We start from the raw sequence: 20669 nt of genomic DNA, 5'->3' as shown, positions 1-20669 counted from the left end.
ACCGTTTATCCCGCACGAAACCATTCACTGAATAGGCAGACTTCACCGTTCACAAGACAACCCGGCTGTTTGTCAACTGCCTCAGGCTCCCGAGGGAGCCTGTTCTGTTTCAACGCTTCCACCGCCTATCGCGGCGTGATATGGCTTAGCCTCCGGCCAGCTTAACCTTCATGCCTTTGGCTTCCAGTAACTGCTTGAGTTGATCACGTTTGTCGCCCTGAATTTCGATCACGCCATCCTTTAACGCACCACCGCAGCCGCACTTCTTTTTCAGCTCTGCCGCAAGCCGCTCCAATGCTGCATCATCCAGATCGACACCCGTAATCAGGCATACGCCTTTGCCCTTTCGCCCACTGGTCTGACGCTGAATACGCACAATACCGTCCCCCTTCGGGCGAGCGGCTTTCTGTACAGGTTCGTCGACACGCCCGGTTTCAGTGGAGTACACCAGGCGACTGTTATCATCACGCATTATTTCTCTCCCAGCGACGCCAGGATCGTTTTCAGCGTCTGCGCCGGATCGGCTGACTGGGTAATAGGGCGGCCAATCACCATATAATCCACACCGGCCTGTTGTGCCTGCTGCGGCGTCATAATACGACGCTGATCGCCCGCGTCGCTGCCTGCCGGGCGAATCCCTGGGGTAATCAGCCGGAAGTCTGTGCCGCACACCTGCTTCAGTCTCAGCGCTTCATGGGCGGAACAGACTACGCCGTCCAGACCACATTGTTGCGTCAAACGTGCCAGTTTTTCCGCCTGCTCGGCCGGCGACAGGCTAATCCCCAACCCCTGAAGATCCGCCTCATCCATGCTGGTCAGCACCGTCACCGCTATCAGTAACGGCGCGTCGTTGCCAAACGGCGCCAGTGCGTCACGGGCTGCCGTCATCATGCGGGCGCCGCCGCTGGCGTGTACATTGACCATCCATACCCCCAGTTCCGCCGCTGCGGCTACGGCTCTGGCCGTGGTATTGGGAATATCATGAAACTTAAGATCGAGGAACACCTCAAAACCGCGCTGTTGCAGATCGTTAACCAGTTGTGGCCCGAACAGCGTGAACATCTCTTTGCCGACTTTCAGCCGACAGTCCTTCGGGTCAATGCGATCGACAAATGCGTAAGCTGCGCGCTGCTCAGCGTAATCCAGCGCAACAATAATCGGAGAGCCTGAAGCCAGGGTATTGGAAGAGGGGGTTGGGCCGTTCACTGATGTGCTCCCGTCGTTAAGCCTGAGTGAGTTAATCATTTCCGCCGCGCATTCTACCCGCCCCTGCCGGTAAATGCCAAACCGCGCCATCGCTTGACCAGAACGCGACCTGCCCACCAACAAGCATGTTGTAACTAAAAATACAAACAAAGCTTCCCGATAACGAGCCCGGACGGAACTATTCCCCATCCAGCCCGCGAATCGGCTTGACGCTGGCCCAGGTACGGCAGGAAGGACAATGCCAGTAGAGCGACTGCGATGTAAAACCGCATTTATGACAGCGATAACGCGGTTTAGCCTGAATCTGCTCGCCAACCATATTACGCAGCACCAACAGGCTTTCTTTAGCCCGGCCATCTTCCGCTTCACGCAGGTGGTAATCAATCAGCCGATGGAACACCCGCATGGTGGGGTGTCGCTGTAATTGGCGCGTAACGTAAGTTTGCGCCGACTCCGTGCTCTCATACTGTTCCAGCACATCCGCCATCATCAGATCCGCGCTGGAGCCACTTTTCTCTTCCACGCAACGGCGAAGAAACGCCGCCCATCCTTCCGGCTGCTGCAGGTAACGATAGCATTCCTGCAACAGGGGTAAGGTTTCGCTGACCAGCTCGGTATCCTGATCAAGCACTTGCTGCAGCATGGCAACCGCCTGAGGATAATTCTGCTGCGCCATATAAATACGCCCCAACATGATAGACACGCGGGCGCATTGGCTATCCGTCGCAGATGCTTTTTTCAACATTGCCACGGCCTTATCCAGATCATCGCTGCCCATCGCCTGTAGCGCCTGTTCACAATAGAAATGGGCGATTTCACTGCGTAGCTGGGTTTTGCCCAGCTTGACCAGCTTTTCAGCGGTATCGATGGCATTCGGCCAGTCGCTGGTAGATTGATGAATTTGCAACAGTTGCTGCAACGCACTGACGCGAAAATCCTCTTCATCCACCAATTGTTTGAAAATCTCTTCCGCGCGATCGTACAGCCCGGCCACCATGTAGTCGCGCCCCAGTTGCTGCACCGCCAGCAAGCGCTGTTCAAAACTGAGTGACGCGCTTTCGGTAAGCGCCTGATGGATGCGGATAGCGCGATCCACTTCGCCGCGCGAACGAAACAGGTTGCCCAGGGTCAGGTGCGCTTCAAAGGTATTGCTATCGTCTTTCAGCATGTCGAGAAACAGCTCGACGGCTTTATCCTGCTGGTTAGACAACAGAAAGTTCACCCCGGCGACATAGTCGCGCGACAGGCGGTTGGTTTCATCCTGTTTGTCCTGCTGTGCACCCCTGCGCCCCATATACCAGCCATAGGCGGCGGCAACCGGCAGCAACAGAAACAGCAGTTCAAGCATGGGGGTGTTCCTTAGTGGGTAGCGGACTCAGCGGAGGTCGCACCGCTGGCGCTCTCCGGGGCAGACAGTTGCTGCTCAAGACGTTTGATTTTACGTTGTTCGCGCCCCAGCGCAATGCGCAGACGCAGATAAAACAGGCCGCAGATCACCCAACCGAGTGCAAAACCGGCGGCAAACAACGTTGCCAGCAATGTCGATAACCGGTATTCCCCCTGCGCCAGCAAATAGTTGAAAGTCATCATCTGATCGTTATGCGCTCCCAGCGTAATCGATACGATGAATACCGCCAGCACCAGAAAAAAAATCAGCATATATTTCACGTTCGCTTCCTGTGATATCGCCTTAAACGGATGAATTATGCCAAATTTCGGCAGTGAACCCTATTAACTTAACATTTCCTCATCGGGGGGGAAACGCTAACGGGACGCACGGAGGGAAAAACGGCTGGCGGCGCACCCACTTAAGGATGAAACGTGCGGTGCTCCGACAGGCAAATCTGGCGAAACACCGTGATAATCATCGCCAGTGGCGGTCGTTCGTTCGGGTATAGGATTTGCGCCCGCCCGTCAGGCATCCGGATGGGCCGGACGACGATAGACGGTTGCCTTTTGCGGCGTACCGGTAGCGCGAAGCGGGCCACACCAGCGGTGCGCCAGCCAGACGGCAACCAGCGACACGCCGGCGCTGATCACCGCCGCAGCCGCCACATCTTGTGGCCAATGCATCCCCAACAACAAGCGACTGGCAATCACACTGTTCGCCCATAATATGATTACCACCACCGTCATATAGTGGCGGCGAGTCCACAATAATCCCACCGCTAACAGCGCCCAGGTGACGGCAAACATGGCATGGCCGGATGGGAAAGCGTAATCCGACTGTTCCTGCCAGTGCCGGCGCTGCCACTGCGGCAATGATGACGCCTGCTGCAGTTGTTGCTCCAGCAAGCCGGCGCGCTCATCGACAGGAAGCGAATAAAAATAACGGTCATCCACCTGATGTGCCTGCTCCAGCCAGACGACGAACGGCCGGGGCTCTTGCGTCCAGTTTTTCATCGCCGATTTAATCCCCTGCCCCGCGACTACGCTGGTAAACAGTATCGTCAGCAGCACCAGCGCCAGCCGGGCGGGTAAACGCAATAGCCATAAAAACCACGCCGATAACACCAGGCTCGTCAATATTCCCCAGGGTGCCGACACGGTTTCCGTCATCCAGAATAAGGGTTTGAGCCACCACCCTGATACGGTCGGTTGCCATTGCCATCCGATACTCCAGACCAGTATGGGCAACACCATCAATGATATTGTGCCAATCAGGGTGCGTCTGGCGAGGTCGTACATTATTTCTCCCTATAATTCAGCAGGATATTAGAACAAAATTTTCACAATTTTATCAAAAAAGGGGGCATAGGTTGTCAGTATGACGTAAAATACCTGCCAGTTATGTCAACGACACCACGATTATCCCGAGTCGTTCAGCACCGGTCAGAGAGACGGCTGACCATCCCGCTGTCGGGATGCGGCCGGTATCGTCGATACGTGATTCCCTTCCGCTCCGGAACGGGAATTCATCATTTATGCGTTGGAGATTAACATGCAGCTAAAACGGGTGGCGGAAGCCAAACTACCCACCCCGTGGGGCGATTTCCTGATGGTAGGATTCGAGGAAACAGCGACCGGGCGCGATCACCTGGCGTTGGTTTACGGTGATATTTCCAGTCCCGAACCGGTACTGGCCAGAGTACACTCAGAATGTCTGACCGGGGATGCACTGTTTAGCCTGCGCTGTGATTGCGGTTTTCAGTTGGAAGCAGCGCTGAATCACATTGCCGAAGAAGGACGCGGCATATTGCTGTATCACCGTCAGGAAGGACGCAATATTGGCCTGTTGAACAAGATCCGTGCCTATGCCTTGCAGGATCAAGGCGCCGACACGGTCGAGGCTAATCATCAGTTGGGCTTTGCCGCCGACGAACGCGACTTCACGTTGTGCGCCGACATGTTTAAATTATTGAACGTGGAAGCGATACGCCTGCTCACCAACAACCCGAAAAAGGTCACTATTCTGACCGAAGCGGGAATCAATATCGTAGAGCGTGTGCCGCTCATCGTGGGTCGTAACCCGAAAAACGAACACTATCTGGCGACCAAAGCCGCTAAAATGGGCCATCTGCTGGATAGCAAATAACCCTATTATTACACGCCAGACGTCATCCGCCTGGCGTGTCGTCATCAATGTTTGATGATGTAGATATCCTTACTGTAGTAATCCCCTTTCAAATCCGGCTTAAACCCGCCCACATACGGCTTCACCATCTGGCTGCGCACATAGTAGTAAATCGGGATCAGCGGCATCTGCTGTTGCAGGATAGCCTCCGCCTGATGATAAAACACGTTGCGCTCGTCCAGCGACGATGCTTTCACCGCTTTGTCCAGCACGTCGTCGTAGGCTTTGTCATTAAACTTGCCGCTGTTATTACTGTCATTGGCGCGCAGGGTATCAAAATAGGTCGACGGCTCGTTATAGTCGGCTCCCCAAGACCCCCTCACCAACTCAAAGTTACCGATACGTGAGGTATCCAGCAGGGTTTTCCACTCCTGATTCATCAACGTGGCTTCCACGCCGAGATTCTGCTTCCACATCGAGGCGGCGGCGATGGCGATCTTTTGATGCGATTCGGAGGTGTTGTACAGCAACTGGAATTTCAGCGGGCGGCTCTCATCAAAGCCCGCTTCTTTCAGCAGCTTTTTCGCTTCGGCATTACGCTGCTGCTGCGTCCAGCTCGCCCATTCCGGCTGATTGCTGGTATAACCGGCCATACCGCGCGGCACATAGTTATACGCCGGGACCTGCCCTTGCCCCAGGACCTTATCGGCAATCACCCCCTTATCCAGCGCCAGGTCCAGCGCGCGTCTTACACGCGGGTCATTGAACGGCGGTTTCTGGGTATTGAAGCGGTAGATATACGTCGAGAGAAACGGTGAAACCTTCACTTCATTCGGTAATTCCTGTTGCAACGATTTAAACAACTGGTTGGGCATGGTGTAGGTGGCATCCACCTCCCCGGCTTTGTAACGATTCACCTCTGCTGTATTGGAAACAATGACCAAATAGGTCACTTTGTTCAGCACCGTATGGGCATTATCCCAATAGTTCGTGTTGCGCTTGGCGGTAATACGCTCATTGACGACCCATTCGACCGGCACAAACGGCCCGCTGCCGACAAAATTAGCGGTTTGGGTCCACTTGTCGCCTAATTTCTCAATCGCGGCTTTAGGAACGGTGACCATCACATAGTGATCCACCATCGGCAAGAAGTAAGACAACGGCTGATCCAGCGTGACCTGTACCGTCTGTTTATCCAGCGCCTTGATGCCTAACTCTTGCGGGCTTTTTTTACCCGCGATAATGTCGCCGGCATTCAGCACATGCATACTGCCGACATACGTCTGGTACGGCGACAGGGTTTTCGGGTCGACCAGGCGCTGCCAACTGAACACCACATCATCTGCGGTAATCGGGCTGCCGTCAGACCATTTCAACCCCGGACGCAAGTGGAACGTCCAGACCTGGTTATCTTTATTTTCCCAGCGTTCGGCTAAACCGGGCACTACCGTACCGTCATCACGCACCGATATCAGTTTTTCGAAAAAATCGTGGGTGAGGTTACCTTCCACATCACTTTCCACTTTGTGCGGGTCCAGCGATGCCGGTTCGGAACCGTTGGCACGCACCAGTTCCTGCTTATCCGCCAGTTGTACACCGGCAGGCACCACTGCCGCCTGTACCGAAACCGCAGCAAAACTCAACGCACCCAGGATGGATGCCAGCCAACCCTTGTCTATTGTCATTCCATATGCTCCTCTATAATTTTATTTTATGGATCATGGCATTAAGCCATTATTCACTAATACTGCATCTGTGCGATCAGCACAAGGAAACATGGCATAATTCCTACGGTGGTGCCACGATGGCAAAAAAAATCAGCCTCGGATTAGAGGCTGATAGCGAGTGGAAGACGCCGACTGTTCAAGCGTCAGACATGCTGTGAATCACCCAGCATACGGCGGATAACATAGTGCAGGATGCCGTCATGGCGAAAATAGGTCAGCTCGGTGCCGGTATCAATGCGGCAGCGGGTCTGGATGATCAACGGCTCACCATCCGGGCGGGTAAGCGTCACCGCAACCGTCGCCCCCGGCGTCAGATCGGACAGATTACGGATCTCAATCTGCTCGTTACCGGTCAAATTCAGCGTTTTGCGGTTTTCGCCATTCAGAAATTCCAGTGGCAAAATGCCCATGCCAATCAGGTTGGAACGGTGAATACGCTCAAACGACTCGGCAATCACGACCCGTACGCCCAGCAGGCGCGGGCCTTTTGCCGCCCAGTCCCGGCTGGAACCCGAGCCGTACTCCTTACCGGCAATGACCGCCAACGGTATGTGCTGTTCACGGTAGCGTACCGCCGCGTCATAGATCGTTGTGACCGACTGCGACGGTACATGGCGGGTAAAGCCGCCCTCTTTGTCCGGTACCATGTCGTTGCGGATGCGTACATTGGCAAACGTGCCGCGCATCATCACCTCATGGTTACCGCGCCGCGCGCCGTAAGCATTGAACGCCGCCGGCTCCACGCCGTGCTCCTGCAGATAACGGCCCGCCGGGCTATCAGGCCGGATACTGCCTGCCGGCGAGATATGATCGGTGGTGACCGAATCACCCAACATTGCCAGAATATGCGCGCCACAGATATCCTGCACCGGCGCAGGCGTTTTCTGCATAAGGTCGAAAAATGGCGTACGTCGAATATAGGTGGAATCGGCTGGCCAACGGTAGGTCGGTTCCTCATCCACCTCGATCGCCTGCCATTCGGGCGTGCCATCAAACACCGACGCATAGGCTTTGCTGAACAAGCCGGCATTCACCGTCTGCATCGTATCCGCTACCGTATCGGCAGACGGCCAGATATCACGCAGATAGACCGGCCGCCCCTGTGTGTCCTCGCCCAACGGCTCACGAGTCAGATCCAGCGCGATGTTCCCAGCCAACGCGTAAGCCACCACCAGCGGTGGCGAGGCCAGCCAGTTGGTTTTTACCAGCGGATGGATGCGCCCTTCAAAGTTACGGTTACCGGATAACACTGCCGCCACGGTGAGATCATCCTCACGAATCGCGCTTTCGATGGCCTCCGGCAGCGGCCCGGAGTTACCGATACAGGTAGTGCAACCGTATCCCACCAGATGGAAGCCCAGTTGCGCCAGCGGTTCAGTCAACCCGGCCAGCGCCAAATAGTCTGAAACGACCCGCGATCCGGGCGCCAGCGAGGATTTCACCCAGGGTTTGATTTCCAACCCGCGATCGACGGCATTACGCGCCAGTAATCCCGCCGCAATCAGCACGCTGGGGTTCGAGGTATTGGTACAAGAGGTAATGGCGGCAATCACCACCGCGCCGGGCGCCAGTGGCGTCGCCGGGTCTTTCTCCGCCGTTGAGGCAACGCTGGCTGCACGGGTTTCCATCGTCAATTCCAGCTCCCGGCTGGCGTTAAACGCACGCGGCACCTCAGACAGCGTTACCCGGTCCTGTGGACGTTTAGGACCGGCCAGACTGGCTTCAACGCTCGCCATATCCAGCTCCAGCACACTGCTAAAACGTGGCTCATCCCCCGCATGACGCCACAATCCCTGCTCGCGGCAATACGCTTCCACCAGCGCGATCTGTTCATCACTACGGTTGGTTAGCCGCAGGTAATCCAGCGTGATGTCATCTATTGGGAAAAAGCCGCAGGTCGCGCCATACTCCGGCGCCATATTGGCCAGCGTGGCGCGATCCGCCAGCGGTAGATGGGCGAGTCCCTCGCCGAAAAACTCAACAAATTTGCCCACCACGCCGTGCTGGCGCAGCATCTGAGTCATGGTCAACACCAGATCGGTCGCGGTGATACCTTCACGCAATCGGCCACTCAACCGCACGCCGACGACATCGGGGATCAGCATCGATACCGGCTGCCCGAGCATCGCCGCTTCCGCTTCAATACCACCAACGCCCCACCCCAGAACCCCGAGTCCGTTGATCATAGTGGTGTGCGAATCGGTACCGACCAGCGTATCCGGGTAAGCCAGCAACACATCATCTTGCTGGCTGCTCCAAACCGCTTTCGCCAGATACTCCAGATTGACCTGATGGCAGATCCCCGTGCCCGGCGGCACCACCCGAAAATGCCGAAAAGCTTTCTGCCCCCAGCGCAAGAAGGCGTAACGCTCATGATTACGGACCATTTCCAGGCGGGTATTTTCTTCCAGCGCCCGTTCATCGCCGAAATGATCCACCGTGACCGAATGGTCGATGACCAGATCTACCGGCGTCAATGGGTTCACCCGGCTGACCTTTCCGCCCAGTCGCTGCACCGCATCACGCATCGCCGCCAGATCGACCACCGCCGGCACACCGGTAAAATCCTGCATTAACACTCTGGCGGGATGAAAAGTAATTTCGCGATCTGCGTGACCATCGCGTTGCCAGCCCGCCAGCGCTTGCAGGTCGGCATCCTGCACCGTGTCGCCATCCAGATGGCGCAACAGATTTTCCAACAGAATCTTCAGCGATTTGGGTAATCGATCAAGATTCCCCAGCCATTGGGCCGCCAGCGGCAAACTCCAGTATTGATAAGTGCGCTTATGGACCGTAAGAGTAGCGAGACAAGCATCGCCATAGGGTTGAGATGACATGGTTCCTCCCCGGCAGGCAACTGCCCGGCGGACTCACGTCAGTGAATACGACGCGGACATGGCTGCAGAATTTGTCGGACGCCTGAAAACCATGCGCATTGCATCGCCTTACAGTGACAGGCATCACCCAGTTAAAGATAACACAACCATCGTTAACGCGTTTTTAACACACCGATAAAACCACACGCCAGAGTGAACATTCCGACTTTGCAACCGATAACAATAGGCAAGGAAACGATTTATCTCAGGATACGAATATCGGGAAAAAGGTGGGCATCGGCAGTGCGTTGATTTCACAGTACTCTTATCTTGCGATACCGCGCACAACCTGATTATTTGATTTATAGCAATATGAATTCACACAAACGTGTGAAAACGCTTACCGTTGCTAACATTATTACCTGATACTACGATTCACCGCAAAGACGTTTACTGAAGGAATGGCGAATGAAACTCTATTACAAACCGGGAAGTTGCTCACTATTTCCTCACATCATCCTGCATGAAACCCGGGCCAAGTTCACTTTGGTGAACGTCGACCTGCGTACCAAGAAAACCGAACAGGGAAGTGACTATTTGCAGATCAACCCGAAAGGCATGGTGCCTGCGCTAGCCCTGGATGATGGAACCATCCTGACTGAAAACATTGCGATTGCCCTGTATCTGGCCGACAAAGCGCCGCAATACAATCTGATCGCGCCATCCAGCACTATTCATCATTACCGTGCCATTGAGTGGCTGGCGTATATCTCTACCGAGCTGCACAAATCCTTCTCTCCTCTGTTCCGCCCCGGCACGCCGGAGCTTTACAAAGATTTGCTGAAAAGCTATCTGGAGCAGCGCTTCCGTTACCTGAATCAGGTACTGAGCGAGCACGATTATCTGGTGGGCAATCGGTTTGGCGTGGCGGATGCTTACCTGTTCACCATTTCTCGCTGGGCGCACGATATGAAGTTCGATCTGATTCAGTTCCCGGCGTTGACGGCTTATCTGGAGCGTGTTTCCGGGCGGCCGGCGGTAGAGAAAGCACTGACGGCAGAAGGGCTTGACGTTAAATTCTGATATGTCGTACGCCAGATGAAAAGCAACGGGGCGCAATGCCCCGTTATTGTATTAGTAGCGACAAAGAAGACTAAAGGCGAACCGCCTGAAAATGGTGACGTGGCTGCACGATCCCCTCCTGCGCCGCCACCAGTTGCAGTTCATACTGCGCCATCTCTTTCGTCACCCGCATCACGTCATATACCGCTGCCGTCGTGTGTTCCAGCGCTTGCGGCGGCGTTGCCCCTTTCAGCAAGTTCACCAGCAATAAACCACTGGTCAAGTCGCCTACACCGACCGGCTGGCGCGGGCCGAAATCTACCAGCGGGCGCTGAATATGCCAGGCGCTTTCCGGGGTAACCAGCAGCATTTCAAAACTATCCTGGCGCGTAGCCGCGCGGCTCAGGTGCTTGACCAGTACCAGATTCGGCCCACGCCGACACAGCTCGCGGCTGGCCTGTACCGCCTCTTCCAGCGTGTGAATCGTGCGGCCGCTCAACAGTTCCAGCTCCGGCAGGTTGGGCGCAATCATATCGCTCGCCTGCAATGACTGGTTGCAGTGAAAATCGGTCACACCCGCCGGTACAATGCAGCCTTTTTCCGGCGTGCCCATCACCGGGTCACAAAAATAAATGGCTCGCGGATTGGCCGCTTTCACCCGGCGCACCACCTCCAGAATATGGCCGCCCTGTTCCGGCGAACCGATATAGCCACTCAACACGGCGTCGCAATCTTTCAGATGATCAATATTACTGATGCCCTGAGCTATCTCCGTCAGGTGCTCAGCAGGCATAACGCAGCCCGTCCATTGCCCATATTGCGTGTGGTTAGAGAATTGCACGGTATTCAGCGGCCAGACATTGACGCCCATCCGGCGCATGGGGAATTCCGCCGCGCTGTTGCCGGCATGACCGAAAACCACGTGAGACTGAATCGACAGTATGTTTTTCATGAAAATGACTACCTTTGCCTGCTCAAATGCGATGTATTTGTCTTTATATACTGTGGGTTATCAAACCGTTTCTTATCGAACAGCGTCATGCTGTTATCCCGTCCGCCACGGTATGGCTGATACGGTATTACCTGGTGTAACCTGTCAGGCTACCCCCTCTGTGGGGAGGCGCCTAAAAACGAAGGGAGCATTCCGCTCCCTTCGGTAAGTCCATCAGTCTTTCCAGCAGACCAGACAATAGTTTTTCTTGCCCCGACGCAGCAAGGTGTAACAGCCAAACAAACGATCAGCATCCGTAAAGGTGTATTCCGGATCAGACTGTTTTTCACCGTTGATAGTGATCGCGTTGGATGCAATGGTCTTGCGTGCCTGCCCGCGCGAGGGCTGCAATTCGGAATCAACCAGCGCCTGCTGTAAATCCGCGCCGGTCGCCAGCTCAACCATCGGCACGCCATCCTGCGCCAATTGGGCAAAATCGGCTTCGGTCAGGTCACTCAGATTACCGTTAAACAGGCTCTGGGTGATGCGTTTAGCCGCCACCAGCCCTTCTTCGCCATGCACCAGACGGGTCACTTCTTCCGCCAGTACATACTGAGCGCGCGGCGCTACACCACTGTTTTTGTCCTCTTCTTCCAGCGCATTGATGACATCGATGTCAAGGAAGGTGAAGAACTTCAGGAAGCGGTAGACATCGGCGTCGGCAGTGTTGATCCAGAACTGATAGAACTTGTACGGGCTGGTCTTCTTCGGGTCCAACCATACCGCACCACTCTCGGTTTTACCGAATTTGGTGCCGTCGGACTTGGTGATCAGCGGAACCGTCAAACCGAACACCTGCTTTTGATGCAGACGACGGGTCAGGTCGATCCCAGAGGTGATATTGCCCCATTGATCGGAACCGCCGATCTGCAATTCCACGCCATGCAGCGCATTCAGCGAGGCGAAATCATAGCCCTGCAACAGGTTATAGGAAAACTCGGTGAAAGAGATACCCACATCATCCCGATTCAGACGCTGTTTGACCGCTTCTTTGTTAATCATCTGGTTGACGGAGAAGTGCTTGCCGATATCACGCAGGAACGTCAGCACGTTCATGGAACCGAACCAGTCGTAGTTATTGGCCGCCACGGCGCTGTTATCGCCACAGTCGAAATCCAGGAAAGGGGCGACCTGACGACGGATTTTCTCTACCCATTCCTGCACCGTATCTTCGGTATTCAGCTTACGCTCGGCAGCTTTGAAGCTTGGGTCGCCAATCAATCCCGTTGCGCCGCCGACCAGCGCTACCGGTTTGTGACCGGCCATCTGAAAGCGTTTCAGGCACAGCAGCGGCACCAGATGTCCCAAATGCAAGCTGTCGGCGGTCGGGTCGAAGCCGCAATACAGTGCAATTGGCCCCTGCGCCAGTCGCTCTGCTAACGCGCCCTCGTCCGTAACCTGAGCCACCAGGCCCCGCTCTTGCAATTGTTGAATCAGATTGCTTGCCATCAAAGTCTCCATGTATAAACGACTGCACCTTTGCCGGTACACGACTTTTCGCCGCTTTGGCGAAAGAAAAAATTCAGGGTGACATAGAATAAAGCGCCGACACCGGGAGTGCCAGCGCTTAGCGCAACAAATTGCGGTGATTTACGGCGCCAGCCGGTCAATTGTCCAGCCATCGCCCTCACGCTGGTACATAAAGCGATCATGGAGACGATGTTCGCCACCCTGCCAAAACTCCATTGATTCGACAGTGACGCGAAACCCACCCCAGAAGGTCGGCAGCGGAATCTCGCCTTGCTGAAATTTCTGCTTCATTTCGAAGAATTTGCTTTCCAACATACTCCGGGCGGATATACGGCTGGATTGCTTTGAAACCCAGGCGCCGATCTGGCTGTCGCGCGGACGGCTGTGGAAATATTTCATGACCTCCAGCATCGGCAGTTTTTCCGCCTTACCCAGGACGATGACCTGCCGCTCCAGCATATGCCAGGGGAACAACAAACTGATGCGGGCGTTAACGGCAAGCTGTTGGGCTTTACGGCTGCCCATATTGGTATAGAACACCATGCCTTTTTCATCATAGTGTTTCAGTAGCACGATACGCTGATAGGGTTGCCCCTGCTCATCGACCGTTGCGACACACATCGCGGTAGGATCGGCCAGTTGCGCTTCACAGGCTTGCTTCAGCCAGCGCTCAAACAAGTCGAGCGGGTTGTCGGTAAGATCCCGGCGGCGCAGGCCGCCTTGAGTATATTCGCGTCGCAAATCAGCGATATCGACGCTTGCGGCTTGTTCTGGCGCCAGCGCTACCTTGTTGCGGGCATTATCGTTTTCGGTGGTCATGCAATCCTGCCGTTGCCTACTCGGGCGAGAAAAGGGAATGGCCCATTTTGCGCCCGCACCGGCAAAATCTCAACGCCTGCAACGACATAGACCTGCAACGACATAGAAATCGATTCACTGCAGCACACAGTCATTAACGATGATTCTATCGCCTCGTACGATAAACGCCTGATTTCCCTTGCTCCAAAAAGCATAGCGCTCATCGCTGTAGCGCGTGCCTGATGCGGCGGGCACCTGAGGCAACGTGTGAGATTCGCCATCCAGCAGGAACGTCGCGCTGTCACCCTGCGGGCCGGGATTAAGCGTAACGGTAAGCGGCATGGTGCCGCACCGGTAGTGTAAGGTTTGCGGTTTCGCCGCCGGCATCAGTTGGGCGCAGCCGCTTAGCAGTAGTAATACACCGGTGATCAGCAATGATTTCATTCTATTCTTCTCCTGTTATACGCGGGTCCGGGTATCCCACCCGAGTAAATCCAATAACGGAGAAGTCTATCAACAGAGCGCCGGCGGACCTCTCGGCAAAATCCGATTACACCGGCATCGCCGGATAAATCGCCCCCAATATGGTTTCATGGCTGGCGCCGGTCACCGACGGTAAATTACCCGGCAGCCCGGACAAGGTGCGAAAAGCCAGCCAGGCGAATGCCAGCGCCTCCATATCATCGCCGCGGATACCGAAATTATCGGTCGTGCAAACTTCAATGCCGGGCAAACGCGCCGATAGTTGGCTCATCAGCAATGGATTACGCGCCCCACCGCCGCAGACCAGCACACGTTCACACCCACCGGTCAGCAAGACTTGTCCGGCGATGGTTTCCGCCGTCAACGCCACCAGTGTGGCTTGAACATCTTCCGGTCGTAAACGCGGAAACGCCGCCAGTTGCCTTTCCAGCCACGCCAGATTGAAATATTCGCGCCCGGTGCTTTTCGGCGCCGGCAACCCGAAATAAGGGTCGGACAAAAGATGACTCAATAACGCGTTATCTACCTGACCAGTCAGCGCCCAGGCCGCATCTTTATCATAGGGCAGAGCCCGATTACGCCACACCCAGGCATCCAGCAGCATATTGCCGGGCCCGGTGTCATAACCTTTTACCGCTCGCCCCGGCACCAACACCGAAATATTGGCGATGCCGCCGATATTCAGTACGATCCGCCGCTCTACCGGATGCTGCAACAATGCATGATGAAATACCGGCACCAATGGCGCCCCTTGCCCACCCAACGCCATGTCGCGGCGACGGAAATCGCCGACGGTTGTGATGCCGGTGACGGCGGCGATACGATTACAATCGCCAATCTGCATCGTACAAGGCGCATCGCCATCCGGCTCATGCCAGACGGTCTGCCCATGACAGCCAATCGCGGTGATCTCGCTGGCGTTTAGCCCGGTTTGACGCAACAGCGCTTGTACCGCCTCGGCAAACAGCGCGCCGAGCCGGGTATCAAGCTTCCCCAGTTCGGAAAGCGTCACTGCCTGCCCCTGATTCATGCTCAGTATCGTCTGGCGAATCGCCGGCGGCAGCGGATGACAATAACTGGCTTGCTGCGCCACGGTGTGCTCATCAATGGCGGCCAGCACCACATCAATACCATCCAGACTGGTGCCGGACATCACGCCAATATATCTTCCAGACCTCATGGGGTTACCTTTGTTATGTCAATGACCGGCTGTCTCGCCATGACCTCATCCGCCAGGCGCATCTCGTTGGTCAACGGTGTATCGGGTTCAATTTTGTCTTTTTTGTCAGTCGGGTGCCAGTACAAGTACCCCATCGCATTCACCGGTTTTTTCAGAAAAAATACATTCACAAGGAACTTTATAACGCGTTTATTATCAATTTAGTCGCGCTATTCTATCCTTAACGTCAATCGAAACAGTAGAATGGTGCGTTAGACCACGCCATAGTGCGACAAGAGATAATTCGTCGGCTTAGGCTGCGCCCCCGACACAGACACAGCTATAACAGGAGTCTTTCTATGATGAAACGTTTTCTCGTGATCACTTTAGCCGGTATCACACTGGCTGGTTGCGCCAATACCAGCACCCTGTCAGGAGACGTTTACAGTGCATCCGAGGCCAAGCAAGTTCAAACCGTAACTTATGGTACCGTCGTCTCCACTCGCCCGGTGCAAATCCAGGCAGGAGAAGAAAATAATGTCATCGGCACTATCGGTGGCGCCGTACTGGGGGGATTGGTGGGTAACACCGTCGGTCGCGGTACTGGCCGCAATCTGGCAACCGCAGCCGGCGCAGTGGCGGGCGGCGTTGCCGGCAACAGTATTGAAGGTGCGGTTAACCGCGTTCAGGGTGTTGAGCTGGAAATCCGTAAAGACGACGGCAGCACTATCATGGTGGTACAAAAACAAGGCGATACTAAATTCCACGCAGGTCAACGTGTAGCGATGGCCAGCAATGGCCGCGCCATCACTGTATCTCCTCGTTAATATTCAATTATCAATCACCACCCAATGGGTGGTGATTTTTTTATGTCATCTATTCGGCGCGAGCATTCAGCTACATCGTCATTCATACTCTAATACGCCATGCTTCGAATTGCAGGATCATTGCCGTATTGCTCTGCTCATCCTTGGGCTTGCTCCCTTCAGGGCTGTGACACATCGATACAACACTGCTCCCACCGCGTTGTACATTATCTCAGTCGCTTACCGAGCGTAAGCATCTTGAAATTCATTCGATTGCCGCGTTAAAGGCCGATAACACACCTTAACCCTGAAGAGCTAACGCATTAACCCTGAAGAGCTAACGCATTGCTCAACACGCAAGCGTTTTATCCTACAATTCGAATTATTTTGGGTATATATTTCCTGAAGTTCGAATTCGATTACCAGGAAATTTACTTTCTATTAATTAAGACTGGCTCTCGTGTAATGCCAATATGTTTTTTTCCAGTCGAGAGATAATAGTGGCTAACTCATCCACTTCCTCAGGGGTAATGCCATTTAATATTTCACAGCGTGTCTGATCAATAACATCATTAACGGCCTGAATGATAGGATCCGCCATATCTGTTAACAAGATTCGCTTGGCACGACGATCATGGGCGCAAATGTGTCGGGTAATTAACCCCTTGTCTTCCAGTTGATCTAATGTACGCACCAGCGAAGGCTGTTCTATTCCTATCGCTTTGGCAAGCTGAATTTGGGACTGCCCCGGAGGCAGTTGGTGAATATTATGCAATGTGACCCAGTGTGTCTGAGTGAGCTCTAGCGGCTTCAATCGATGATCAATCAAAGCACGCCATACACGAACCAACCGGGCTAAATCAGAACCTAACGGCAATTCCATCACTTCTCCTTATAGTTAGCATACTAAGCAACTTCCCTGGATTGCAATCAACTCTGATTTAAAACGAAAGTTTTATAAAAAATGTCTTATTGTTATCAATCTATTCTAGCAAATAATAATTAATTAAAAATGATCTTGAACTTAATTTATGTCATTAAATATCACCACGTCGATTAAAACAAGGCTGGCTGTTCAGGTTCTGAGGGAGCAGAATTTTTTTCACTTCGTTGCGAGCGTTTCATCCTTTGACGGCATAACCGCAGCACATCCTGTTTTTGTGCATCGCTCATTTTTCCCCAATTAAAACGTTCATTGCGACTTCGAAAACAGCCGCGACAAAAACCTCGGTCATCCGCCTGGCAGATACCGCGGCATGGATTGGGTACGGGAAAAAGCTCGAGCTGCTCAGCCACAAGACCTCCTCATCTGGCGCCTTTATTGAAGCCTTGATCGTCGCTACTGGCAAGCATTACGTAGCGTTAATGCACAATTAACCGCCATATTATCGTTTATCATGCCTATTTTTCAGCAAACGCGCATAAAATCAACACATCTCCCCACAGGTTTGAACTCCCCCTGACAACGACGCTATACTCAGGCCCTATTGTTTCAGGCGGTAGCGGAACACAACCGGTATCGGCCAGGCGGTTAACCCACTGATCAAAATAGGGGTCATTATGCGTTTACTTCACACCATGCTACGTGTCGGCAACTTACAACGTGCTATCGACTTTTATACCAAGGTACTGGGTATGCGTCTGTTACGGACCAGCGATAATCCCGAATATAAGTATTCCCTGGCATTTGTCGGCTACACCGAGGAAAGCGAAGGCGCAGTGATCGAACTGACCTACAACTGGGATGTAGACAGCTATGAGATGGGGACGGCCTTTGGCCACATCGCGCTCGGCGTCGATGATGTCGCCGGCGCTTGCGAGCGTATCCGTCAGGCTGGCGGCAAAGTCACGCGTGAAGCCGGCCCGGTCAAAGGCGGCACCACGGTGATTGCCTTTGTTGAAGACCCCGATGGTTACAAGATTGAACTGATTGAACGTTCACAAGCGGGTCAAGGTTTAGGTCACTGATCCGTTTCGTCTGTTTAGACGTGGGTCTTCCCGGGGGAACGCGTGCTCCGTCGTCATATCGGGTTTGCTGCATCCCCCGACATAATTTGCCATAATGCGACATTGCATGTTGCTGAAGAAATAAGAAACGAATGGCTGAAAAAAATAACCTGAACGCGCTGAATGCGCGTTTTCGGGGCTTTTACCCTGTTGTTATTGATGTAGAGACCGCTGGGTTCAACGCAAAAACCGATGCGCTGCTGGAAATTGCAGCCGTAACGCTGAAAATGGATGAAAGCGGTTGGTTACAGCCGGACGCCACCTTACATTTTCACATCGAACCTTTTGAAGGCGCTATTTTGCGGCCCGAAGCGCTTGCCTTCAACGGCATCGACCCGACCAATCCGCTACGCGGCGCAGTGAGTGAATATGAAGCGCTGCATGAAATCTTCAAGTCGGTACGCAAGGGCATCAAGGAACAGGACTGCAATCGCGCTATCATCGTGGCGCACAACGCCACCTTCGATCATAGTTTCCTGATGGCGGCGGCAGAGCGCTGCGGCCTGAAGCGCAATCCGTTCCATCCTTTCGCCACTTTTGATACGGCGGCGCTAAGCGGATTAGTACTGGGGCAGACCGTGCTGGCTAAAGCGTGTATCGCAGCAGATATTCCCTTCGATGCCAGTCAGGCTCATTCAGCACTCTATGACACCGAACGAACGGCGCAACTATTTTGTGAACTGGTTAATCGTTGGAAGCGTATGGGCGGCTGGCCGCTCGCCTCTGGCATTGATACGAATACCGAAGCATCGCTGACCGACGACGACGAGTAACGTGCACGAACACGTCATGTATTCGCTGAACCACAAAGCACAATAATCGCGGGGTGATAGCGGTGATATCAGGCAGCACATGGCTGCCTGATACAGAAGAATTACTGCTGTTCCGGCTGCTGTGAACGGTACTTATCCGCCGTTTCTTTAATCAGTTGTTGCAGTTCACCGCGCTGATACATCTCAATCACGATGTCACATCCCCCCACCAACTCACCATCGACCCACAATTGCGGGAATGTCGGCCAGTTGGCATATTTAGGCAATTCGGCGCGAATATCCGGGTTCTGCAAGATATCCACATAGGCAAAACGTTCGCCGCACGCCGACAACGCCTGAACCGCCTGGGCAGAAAAACCACAGCTCGGCAGTTTGGGAGAACCTTTCATGTACAGCAGAATCGGGTTTTCAGCGATCTGGCGCTGAATCTTTTCAAGTGTCGTTGTCGTCATTCTATTGCTTCCTCAAGCGCGTGATGATCAGCCCATCAACGGCTGTTCATGTGACTCGCGGCAGACCATGCCATACCGCTTCTGTTGTTTTATATTCTAACGATAGCGACGGCCACAAAAAAACGCTATCTTTTGTAAGGTTTTATCCGGTCGACGATATATCAGCATAAGGCAGCCCAAATTGACTGATAATTAAGCAGCAAACACCGTTGTTAACGTTTTCTCACTATTTTGTAGTAACATAAGTCTATCTCCCGCTTTTTTATCAGGTCATTTTCGGGAATACTGTAAAGATTGAACGATTGAGGACAACATTCGGTCAGAATTATTATGCGTTTATTTATTACGCTCTTTTTATTATTTTTCAGTAATTTGTTTGCGAATCTGGCGCTGGCTAATCCGCATGGCGCGTCCGCGTTGCCGCGTAAATCGGGTGTAGAAACGGCAAACAAAGCGCTTGATGAGTCCAAAAAAAATAAGGTCGCCAAAAATGCCAATAAAAAAGGCACGGCGCCCTCGCATGACAAAAAACCTGAAAAGACGACCAAAAACGCGCCGGCGAAAAAGACATCATCCGCTCATGATAAAAGCGCCAAATCTGGTGATAAAAAATCGGTGACGGCAGCGGCTTCAACCCACGCTACCGGTAAACCGCAGAAGCAGGAAAAAAGCCCGCCGACTAAAGCGGCAGCCAGCAAAACGACGAAAAAAGAGCCGCCTGCTACGGCCAGAAATAACCGTAATGCGCATGAATCGGTGATAGCCAAACACACATCCAAAAAAGGCAAAGCGGTCATCGCCGAAGAAGATATCGCCCCGGTCTCATCGCACGGTAAAAATAAAAAAGGTAAACAAGACAAGGCTGCGCTGACTATCAGCGCCGCGCACCAAAAACGTTATCAACATGCCAAGTTAACCGCGATGAATAAGCTGATGAGCCAAATCGGCAAGCCTTATCATTGGGGCGGTTCCACACCGTATTCGGGTTTTGATTGCAGCGGACTGGTGTATTACGCCTATAAAGATGTGGTGAAAATTCCGATTCCACGCACAGCCAATGAAATGTTCCATTTGCGTGACGCGGCGCCAATTAAGAAAAGCGAACTGGAAAGCGGCGACCTGGTCTTCTTTCGTATCACCAACCGTGGGGCCGCCGATCATGTGGGCGTCTACCTGGGCAACGGCCGATTCATTCAGTCGCCACGTACCGGCGCTGATATCAAGATCAGTAAACTGAGTGAAGATTACTGGCAGGATCATTACGTCGGCGCTCGCCGCGTGGTGACGCCGAAAACCATTCGTTAGGCGCTACGCGGCTCGAAGTAATACGACACTCGACGTAATACGACAAAAGGGGCTTAGCGCCCCTTTCTGTTTTCACCGCTATGTTGCCTCAGGCTGTCGA

At 53.7% G+C, this 20669-nt stretch carries 21 protein-coding genes; 6 read left to right on the top strand and 15 right to left on the bottom strand.

Annotated features, from left to right (window positions below; genetic code table 11):
- Positions 1–145: 145 nt before the first annotated feature.
- The 5 genes from yciH to pgpB form a co-directional block, all read right to left on the bottom strand.
- Complete coding sequence (gene yciH, locus FDP13_RS07040; RefSeq protein WP_012769459.1) at positions 146–472, bottom strand: stress response translation initiation inhibitor YciH; 327 nt, start codon at positions 470–472, stop codon at positions 146–148.
- The gene (pyrF, locus tag FDP13_RS07035; protein WP_012769458.1) at positions 472–1206 is read right to left on the bottom strand and encodes an orotidine-5'-phosphate decarboxylase; all 735 of its coding nucleotides are present in this window, start codon (positions 1204–1206) and stop codon (positions 472–474) included. The genes yciH and pyrF overlap by 1 nt, the downstream gene beginning before the upstream one ends.
- A gap of 178 nt (positions 1207–1384) precedes the next feature.
- On the bottom strand, positions 1385–2554 hold the full coding sequence (lapB, locus tag FDP13_RS07030) for a lipopolysaccharide assembly protein LapB (protein WP_012769457.1): 1170 nt from the start codon (positions 2552–2554) through the stop codon (positions 1385–1387).
- Positions 2555–2565: 11 nt separating this feature from the next.
- A complete protein-coding gene (locus FDP13_RS07025; protein WP_012769456.1) occupies positions 2566–2874 on the bottom strand; it encodes a LapA family protein in 309 nt (102 codons plus the stop codon).
- A 246-nt stretch (positions 2875–3120) separates the two neighbouring features.
- On the bottom strand, positions 3121–3894 hold the full coding sequence (gene pgpB / locus FDP13_RS07020) for a phosphatidylglycerophosphatase B (RefSeq protein ID WP_143839092.1): 774 nt from the start codon (positions 3892–3894) through the stop codon (positions 3121–3123).
- Between the two features lie 253 nt (positions 3895–4147).
- Here pgpB and ribA point away from each other — a divergent pair, with 253 nt between their 5' ends.
- Complete coding sequence (gene ribA, locus FDP13_RS07015; protein WP_012769454.1) at positions 4148–4741, top strand: GTP cyclohydrolase II; 594 nt, start codon at positions 4148–4150, stop codon at positions 4739–4741.
- A 44-nt stretch (positions 4742–4785) separates the two neighbouring features.
- Here ribA and FDP13_RS07010 read toward each other — a convergent pair whose 3' ends face one another.
- A complete protein-coding gene (locus FDP13_RS07010) occupies positions 4786–6405 on the bottom strand; it encodes an ABC transporter substrate-binding protein (RefSeq protein ID WP_033577347.1) in 1620 nt (539 codons plus the stop codon).
- A 185-nt stretch (positions 6406–6590) separates the two neighbouring features.
- Positions 6591–9284 (bottom strand): aconitate hydratase AcnA, encoded by a 2694-nt coding sequence (gene acnA / locus FDP13_RS07005; protein ID WP_143839091.1) that lies wholly within the window; start codon positions 9282–9284, stop codon positions 6591–6593.
- 447 nt (positions 9285–9731) lie between these two features.
- On the opposite strand from acnA, the gene gstA reads away from it, so the two are divergent.
- On the top strand, positions 9732–10346 hold the full coding sequence (gene gstA / locus FDP13_RS07000) for a glutathione transferase GstA (protein ID WP_012769451.1): 615 nt from the start codon (positions 9732–9734) through the stop codon (positions 10344–10346).
- Between the two features lie 70 nt (positions 10347–10416).
- Here gstA and pdxY read toward each other — a convergent pair whose 3' ends face one another.
- The 5 genes from pdxY to anmK form a co-directional block, all read right to left on the bottom strand.
- Complete coding sequence (pdxY, locus tag FDP13_RS06995) at positions 10417–11277, bottom strand: pyridoxal kinase PdxY (RefSeq protein WP_012769450.1); 861 nt, start codon at positions 11275–11277, stop codon at positions 10417–10419.
- Between the two features lie 213 nt (positions 11278–11490).
- Entirely contained in the window at positions 11491–12768 is a 1278-nt protein-coding gene (gene tyrS / locus FDP13_RS06990; protein ID WP_038927215.1) for a tyrosine--tRNA ligase, read from the bottom strand.
- Between the two features lie 138 nt (positions 12769–12906).
- Entirely contained in the window at positions 12907–13605 is a 699-nt protein-coding gene (gene pdxH / locus FDP13_RS06985; RefSeq protein ID WP_012769448.1) for a pyridoxamine 5'-phosphate oxidase, read from the bottom strand.
- Positions 13606–13719: 114 nt separating this feature from the next.
- Entirely contained in the window at positions 13720–14028 is a 309-nt protein-coding gene (locus FDP13_RS06980; protein WP_143839090.1) for an MliC family protein, read from the bottom strand.
- 106 nt (positions 14029–14134) lie between these two features.
- Positions 14135–15247 (bottom strand): anhydro-N-acetylmuramic acid kinase, encoded by a 1113-nt coding sequence (gene anmK / locus FDP13_RS06975; RefSeq protein ID WP_027711780.1) that lies wholly within the window; start codon positions 15245–15247, stop codon positions 14135–14137.
- Positions 15248–15585: 338 nt separating this feature from the next.
- Between anmK and FDP13_RS06970 the strand changes: the two genes are divergently transcribed.
- The gene (locus tag FDP13_RS06970; protein ID WP_012769445.1) at positions 15586–16053 is read left to right on the top strand and encodes a glycine zipper 2TM domain-containing protein; all 468 of its coding nucleotides are present in this window, start codon (positions 15586–15588) and stop codon (positions 16051–16053) included.
- A 424-nt stretch (positions 16054–16477) separates the two neighbouring features.
- Here the strand turns inward: FDP13_RS06970 and slyA are convergent, their stop codons facing one another.
- Together slyA and FDP13_RS06960 are read right to left on the bottom strand one after the other, a co-directional pair.
- Positions 16478–16915, bottom strand: a complete 438-nt coding sequence (gene slyA / locus FDP13_RS06965; protein ID WP_012769444.1) for a transcriptional regulator SlyA — start codon at positions 16913–16915, stop codon at positions 16478–16480.
- A 173-nt stretch (positions 16916–17088) separates the two neighbouring features.
- On the bottom strand, positions 17089–17328 hold the full coding sequence (locus FDP13_RS06960; protein ID WP_027711779.1) for a DUF1289 domain-containing protein: 240 nt from the start codon (positions 17326–17328) through the stop codon (positions 17089–17091).
- A 264-nt stretch (positions 17329–17592) separates the two neighbouring features.
- On the opposite strand from FDP13_RS06960, the gene gloA reads away from it, so the two are divergent.
- Together gloA and rnt are read left to right on the top strand one after the other, a co-directional pair.
- On the top strand, positions 17593–18000 hold the full coding sequence (gene gloA, locus FDP13_RS06955; RefSeq protein WP_012769443.1) for a lactoylglutathione lyase: 408 nt from the start codon (positions 17593–17595) through the stop codon (positions 17998–18000).
- A 131-nt stretch (positions 18001–18131) separates the two neighbouring features.
- Positions 18132–18812 carry a ribonuclease T gene (gene rnt / locus FDP13_RS06950; protein WP_012769442.1) on the top strand — a complete coding sequence of 227 codons (681 nt, stop codon included), beginning with the start codon at positions 18132–18134 and terminating at the stop codon, positions 18810–18812.
- Positions 18813–18913: 101 nt separating this feature from the next.
- Here the strand turns inward: rnt and FDP13_RS06945 are convergent, their stop codons facing one another.
- On the bottom strand, positions 18914–19264 hold the full coding sequence (locus FDP13_RS06945; RefSeq protein ID WP_012769441.1) for a Grx4 family monothiol glutaredoxin: 351 nt from the start codon (positions 19262–19264) through the stop codon (positions 18914–18916).
- A gap of 330 nt (positions 19265–19594) precedes the next feature.
- Here FDP13_RS06945 and FDP13_RS06940 point away from each other — a divergent pair, with 330 nt between their 5' ends.
- Positions 19595–20569 (top strand): C40 family peptidase, encoded by a 975-nt coding sequence (locus FDP13_RS06940; protein WP_033577352.1) that lies wholly within the window; start codon positions 19595–19597, stop codon positions 20567–20569.
- Positions 20570–20669: the final 100 nt, after the last annotated feature.

Origin of the sequence: Dickeya sp. ws52, assembly GCF_007210685.1 — a bacterium.
Lineage (GTDB): Bacteria > Pseudomonadota > Gammaproteobacteria > Enterobacterales > Enterobacteriaceae > Dickeya > Dickeya chrysanthemi.
This window is presented reverse-complemented; position numbering and strand designations above follow the sequence as displayed.